Source organism: Sphingomonas sp. (assembly GCF_035758555.1).
Classification (GTDB): domain Bacteria; phylum Pseudomonadota; class Alphaproteobacteria; order Sphingomonadales; family Sphingomonadaceae; genus Sphingomonas_B.
This window is the reverse complement of the sequence record NZ_DASTXI010000061.1, coordinates 1-3,577: the sequence shown is the minus strand read 5'-3', so window position 1 is coordinate 3,577 and position 3,577 is coordinate 1. Positions and strand designations below refer to the sequence as shown.

The window sequence follows — 3,577 nt, the reverse complement described above, 5'->3', positions numbered from 1 at the left end:
GACCAGCGCGAGAGCGGCTTCGTGAACGGCCTCCTCGACGCGATCGCGAAAGCGGCGAGGCAGTAACCGTCATTGCGAGGACCCTCGACTAGATCGAGGGGACGCGGCAATCCATTGAGCGGCACAATTACTGGATTGCTTCGCTTCGCTCGCAATGACGACTGAAAGCCAGATCATCGAACGCCTGCGCCGGATCGCGACGGCTCCCGAAGCGCGTGGCCTGCTCGACGATGTCGCGGTGCTGGACGGGTTCGTGATCACGCACGACAGCATCGCGGAGGACGTTCACTTCCTGCACTCCGATCCGCCGGCGAGCGTCGGCTGGAAGCTGGTGGCGGTGAACCTCTCCGACCTCGCCGGCAAGGGCGCGACGCCCGCTGGCGCCGTGCTGTCGCTGACCATCGCCGGCGACGGCGCATGGGAAAGCGAGTTCCTGACCGGAGTCGAGCATGCCTGCGAAAGCTACGGACTGCCGGTAATCGGCGGCGACACGATCGCGCTGCCCGAAGATGCGCCGCGGGTGCTCGGGCTGACCGCCATCGGCCGCGCCGGCCCGCGGGTGCCGGACCGCTCCGGCGGCCGGCCGGGCGACGCGCTGTGGCTTGTCGGGACCGTCGGCGATGCCGCGGCGGGCCTGGCGCAGCTCCGCGGCGATCCGCGCGCGACGGGCCCGCTCGTCGATATCTACCGCCGGCCCATTCCGCAGCTGGGAGCGGGACAGGCCCTCGCGCCGGTGGCGCACGCGATGATGGACGTCTCGGACGGGCTGTTGCTCGATGCCCGGCGGATGGCGCAAGCGAGCGGCTGCGCAATCGCGATCGATGTGGATGCGCTGCCGCTGTCGAGCGAATTCACCGCCGAACGCGGCCAGAGCCGACGCGCGCGCCTGTTCGCCGCCACCGGCGGCGACGATTATGCGCTGCTCGCTGCCCTTCCGCCCGAGCTCGACCCGTCAACACTTTCTTTACCACGAGGGACGAGGATCAGCCGCGTCGGCACGCTGACCGCTGGCGAGGCGGCCCTTTCCCTCACCAGCGGCGGCGCGCCCGTCCAGCTGCCGGAAAGGCTTGGGTTTGAGCATCAGGGTCATGAGCATCGCGGGGTTTCCGCTGCGCCAGTGGGCGATCGGTCTTAGCGGCCTCGCCTGCGGCATGATGTTCGCGCTCCTGATCCGCTGAGACGTTCAACCGGCGCGGTTGCCAGCCGCGCAAACGCCCCCTAAAGAGCCGCCGATTTGAGGGCCGCCGCGTCTCCCGCGGCCGAGCCCGTTTGCCTAAAGAAAACGGGGAAGCGTCAACCCATGAATTCCGGCTCCAACCTGCTTTACGTCGCAATCGTCTGCGGCATCATCGCCGTGCTCTACGGGATCATCACCAGCCGCCAGGTGCTCGGCATGTCCGCCGGCAACCAGCGCATGGTCGAGGTCTCGAAAGCCATCCAGGAGGGCGCGGGCGCGTACCTCAAGCGGCAGTACACGACGATCGCCATCGTCGGCATCATCGTCGCGATCATCATCGGCATCTTCCTGAAGCCGCTGTCGGCCGTTGCGTTCCTCATCGGCGCGATCCTCTCCGGAGCGGCGGGCTTCATCGGCATGAACATCTCGGTCCGGGCGAACGTCCGCACCGCCGAGGCGGCGCGCGGCAGCCTGCAGAGCGGCCTCACCACCGCCTTCCGGGCCGGCGCAGTCACCGGCCTGCTCGTCGCCGGCCTGGCGCTGCTCGCGATCGCGGTGCTGTTCTGGTACCTGACCGGCCCCGGCGGCCACCTTCCGAACGACCGTCCGGTCGTCACCGCGCTCACCGCCCTCGCGCTTGGCGCCTCGCTCGTGTCGATCTTCGCGCGCCTCGGCGGCGGCATCTTCACCAAGGCGGCGGACGTCGGCGCCGACCTCGTCGGCAAGGTCGAGGCCGGAATTCCCGAGGACGATCCCCGCAACCCGGCCGTGATCGCCGACAACGTCGGCGACAATGTCGGCGACTGCGCGGGCATGGCCGCCGATTTGTTCGAGACCTATGTCGTGACCGTCGGAATCACGATGGTGTCGGTCGCGCTCGCGCTCGGCTCCTCGCCGCTGCTGATGCCGCTGATGATCCTCCCGCTGCTGATCGGCGGCGTGTGCATCATCACCTCGATCATCGGCACCTACATGGTCCGCCTCGGCAAGGGCGGCTCGATCATGGGCGCGCTCTACAAGGGCTTCTGGACCGCGACCTTGCTCGCGATCCCGGCGATCTACGCGGCTTTCCGTGTCTCCCTTCCGGATCTCAACGCGCAGATCGGCGGCGCGACCGATCCCTTCACCGGCATGGACCTGTTCTGGTCGAGCCTGATCGGCCTAGCGGTCACCGCGCTGATCGTCTGGATCACCGAGTACTACACCGGCACCAACTACCGCCCGGTGCAGTCGATCGCCCGCTCGAGCCAGACCGGCCACGGCACCAACATCATCCAGGGCCTGGCGATCAGCCTCGAATCCACCGCGCTCCCGACGATCGTGATCATCGTCGGCCTGATCGCCAGCTACCAGCTCGCCGGCTTCCTCGGCGTGGCCTTCGCCGCGTCGGCGATGCTCGCGCTGGCGGGCATGGTCGTCGCGCTCGACGCTTACGGCCCGGTCACCGACAACGCCGGCGGGATCGCCGAGATGTCGGGCCTGGAAGAGGACGTGCGCACGCGCACCGACGCTCTCGACGCGGTCGGCAACACGACCAAGGCGGTGACCAAGGGCTATGCGATCGGCTCGGCCGGCCTCGCCGCGCTGGTCCTGTTCGGCGCCTATACCGCCGACCTTCGCGAGTTCGGCGGCTCGATCGGCGTGACGACCAACCTCGACACGCTCTTCAGCCTGTCGAACCCGTACGTGATCGTCGGCCTGCTGCTCGGCGCGCTCCTGCCGTACCTGTTCGGAGCGCTCGGGATGACCGCGGTCGGTCGCGCCGGCGGCGCGGTGGTCGAGGAAGTCCGCGGCCAGTTCCGCGACAATCCGGGGATCATGGATGGCTCGGTCCGCCCAAACTACGCACGGACCGTCGATCTGGTGACCCGCGCAGCGATCCGCGAGATGATCATCCCGTCGCTGCTTCCGGTGCTTGCGCCCATCGTCGTCTACTTCGCCATTGGCGCGGTGGCGGGCAAGGAGAACGGCCTCGCCGCGGTCGGCGCCCTGCTCCTCGGCGTGATCGTCTCGGGCCTGTTCGTCGCCATCTCGATGACCTCGGGCGGCGGCGCGTGGGACAATGCCAAGAAGTATATCGAAGACGGCAATTACGGCGGCAAGGGCTCGGAAGCCCACAAGGCCGCGGTGACCGGCGACACCGTCGGCGATCCCTACAAGGACACCGCCGGCCCGGCCGTCAACCCGCTAATCAAGATCATCAACATCGTCGCGCTGCTCGTCGTACCGCTGATGGTCTAAAAACAGGGACGGACCACGCTTTTCGCGAGAAGGGCTGCTGCGGCAGCCCTTTTCATTTCCGCTCTTTGCCACAGGGCGCGTTACTTGCTGGCCGGACGACTGATGCCCAATCCTGGCCCGAGCTACACCCCGCCCGACCCGACGCAGATCGAGCTCAAG

Annotated in this window: 2 protein-coding genes; both read left to right on the top strand. The window is 68.1% G+C overall.

Annotation, left to right across the window (positions count from 1 at the left end):
* Positions 1 to 154 precede the first annotated feature (154 nt).
* On the top strand, positions 155 to 1,135 hold the full coding sequence (gene thiL / locus VFT73_RS03635; RefSeq protein WP_326408794.1) for a thiamine-phosphate kinase: 981 nt from the start codon (positions 155 to 157) through the stop codon (positions 1,133 to 1,135).
* Between the two features lie 165 nt (positions 1,136 to 1,300).
* On the top strand, positions 1,301 to 3,418 hold the full coding sequence (locus VFT73_RS03630) for a sodium-translocating pyrophosphatase (RefSeq protein WP_326408793.1): 2,118 nt from the start codon (positions 1,301 to 1,303) through the stop codon (positions 3,416 to 3,418).
* The last annotated feature ends 159 nt before the right edge of the window (positions 3,419 to 3,577 follow it).